This window comes from uncultured Methylobacterium sp. (genome assembly GCF_964242245.1).
Taxonomy (GTDB): domain Bacteria; phylum Pseudomonadota; class Alphaproteobacteria; order Rhizobiales; family Beijerinckiaceae; genus Methylobacterium.
Window position 1 is genome coordinate 1 of sequence record NZ_CAXTBY010000228.1, and the last position, 2,140, is coordinate 2,140.

Genomic DNA, 2,140 nt, shown 5'->3' on the forward strand with positions numbered 1-2,140 from the left:
CTCGCTTGAATCACAACCTACTCAAATCACACAACTTGTTGCCGAACAGACACTAGCGGCCGGCAAGGCGACGAGCAGACCGACAAGCTCGTCGCCGCGTTCCGCGCGCTCGTCGAGAGCGTCACGATCCATCCGGACGCGCCGCATCGGGGATTCGAGGTGGAGGTGAGGGGCAGGTTGTCCGAATTGATCGGCGAACCGGCGTTCCCGGCAGGCCGAGACAGTGGGGGATCGGTGGTGCCGCAAGAGGGATTCGAACCCCCGACCCCCTCATTACGAATGAGGTGCTCTACCAGCTGAGCTATTGCGGCATGGCCCGACGGCGCGCGTGGCGGAGCGTCGAGGCCCTGTGGAATAGCCGCCCGGTCCGTCCTTGGCAAGGCGCGATGCAAGGCGCGATGCAGGGGGGACACGCTGGCGCGCCGAGCGGTTCCCGGAGCCGCCGCCCGCTTGACGGGATCGTGCGGCGGGGGAAGGGTCGACGAACCCGCGAGGGCGGGCCCCGGAGCACCTGATGTCGCTGATCGCACGCCTGCGGGCCTACGCCGCCGACGCCCTCGGCGTCGGCGCGCCCGACGCGGCGCCCGACGACGCGCACCTTGCCGCCATCGCGCTCCTGGTCCACGTCGCCCGCGTCGACGGAATCCTCGCGCCGTCCGAATCCGTGCGGCTCGCCCGGCTCGTGCAGGGGCGCTACGCGTCGAGCCCCGAGGCGGCCGAGGCCCTGATCGCCCGTGCCGCCGCCTTCGATGCCGAGACCCGGGACGTGGCGAGCCTCGTCGAGATGATCCCGCACGCCACCGACGCCGGCGAGCGGGGCCGGCTCCTCGCGATGGCCTGGGCGGTGGCCGGGGCCGACGGCACCGTCGACGAGTTCGAGGAGGCGCTGGTCTGGCGGCTCGGCAAGCTCCTCGGCTTCGACGAGGCGGCGATCGCGCGGGCGCGCGGCGCGGGCCTCTCGGAGCGGTACCCCGAGCCCGACGCGGGCGCCGGCCCGGCATGAGGCGCCGGCGCGGGCGATGATCGCGAGCCTGACGCTGATCCTGCTGGCGCAGCTCCTCGGCGAGGCCGCCGCCCTCGGCGCCGGATGGCCGGTGCCCGGCCCCGTGCTCGGCATGGCCCTGATGCTGGGCTTCCTCGTCCTGCGCGACCGGGCGCCCTCGCGCCTGCCCCGCCTGCTGCCCAGGCCCCTGACCGACGGAACCCTGGAGGCGACCGGCCGCGGGCTGCTTGCCAACCTGTCGCTGATGTTCGTGCCGGCGGGCGCCGGCATCGTCGGGCGCCTGGACGTGGTGCAGGCGCAAGGGGTGCGGCTCGCCCTCGTCGTCCTGGTCTCGACGGCGGCGGCCCTCGTGGCGACCGTCCTGGTCTTCCTCGGCGCCGCGCGCCTGATGGCGCGGATGGGCGCGGACGGAGGAGACGCGTGAGCGGCGAGTTCGCGGTCTGGGTCTACCTCGCGCGCACGCCGCTGCTGTGGCTGACGGTGACGCTCGCCGCCTACCTCGCCGCCGACCGGATCTCGGCCGCGACCGGGCGGCACCCGGTGGCCAACCCGGTGCTGATCGCCATCGCGATCACCGGCACGGTGCTCGCCGCGACCGGCACGCCCTACGCGACCTACTTCGACGGCGCGCAGTTCGTCCACTTCCTGCTCGGGCCCGCGACGGTGGTGCTGGCCCTGCCCCTCTACGAGCACCGGGCGACGGTGATGCGCGCGCTCGTGCCGATGCTGGCGGCGCTCGCCGCCGGCTGCGCGGTGGCGCTCGGCTCGACGATCGGGCTCGCGCGCCTGCTCGGCATCCCCGAGGGCGTGATCGTCTCGCTCGCGCCGAAATCCGTCACCTCCGGCGTCGCCATGGGCATCTCGGCGGCGCTCGGCGGCGATCCGACGCTCACCGCCGTGCTGGTGATGCTGACGGGGATCGTCGGCGCGATCCTGGTGACGCCGCTGATGAGCCTGATGCGCATCCGCGACATGCGCGCCCGCGGCTTCGCGGTGGGGCTTGCCGCCCACGGCGTCGGCACCGCCCGCGCCTTCCAGGTGAGCGAGGTCGCGGGCACCTTCGCCGGCATCGCCATGGGCCTGAACGCCTTCCTCACCGCGATCCTCGTGCCGCTGGCCCTGCGCATCCTGTCCTGA

At 73.7% G+C, this 2,140-nt stretch carries 3 protein-coding genes and 1 tRNA gene; 3 read left to right on the forward strand and 1 reads right to left on the reverse strand.

What is annotated here, in order from left to right:
- Nucleotides 1-235: 235 nt before the first annotated feature.
- Nucleotides 236-311: transfer RNA gene (locus tag ACFE8Y_RS21720), tRNA-Thr, on the reverse strand.
- A gap of 203 nt (nucleotides 312-514) precedes the next feature.
- Between ACFE8Y_RS21720 and ACFE8Y_RS21725 the strand changes: the two genes are divergently transcribed.
- Genes ACFE8Y_RS21725 through ACFE8Y_RS21735 form a run of 3 tightly spaced genes read left to right on the forward strand, consistent with a single transcriptional unit; the run spans nucleotide 515 to nucleotide 2,140 of the window.
- Nucleotides 515-1,003: a TerB family tellurite resistance protein gene (locus tag ACFE8Y_RS21725; RefSeq protein WP_375466435.1), complete on the forward strand. Its 489-nt coding sequence runs from the start codon at nucleotides 515-517 to the stop codon at nucleotides 1,001-1,003.
- 16 nt (nucleotides 1,004-1,019) lie between these two features.
- The gene (locus ACFE8Y_RS21730; protein ID WP_375466436.1) at nucleotides 1,020-1,427 is read left to right on the forward strand and encodes a CidA/LrgA family protein; all 408 of its coding nucleotides are present in this window, start codon (nucleotides 1,020-1,022) and stop codon (nucleotides 1,425-1,427) included.
- Entirely contained in the window at nucleotides 1,424-2,140 is a 717-nt protein-coding gene (locus ACFE8Y_RS21735) for an LrgB family protein (protein WP_375466437.1), read from the forward strand. Before ACFE8Y_RS21730 ends, ACFE8Y_RS21735 begins: the two co-directional genes overlap by 4 nt.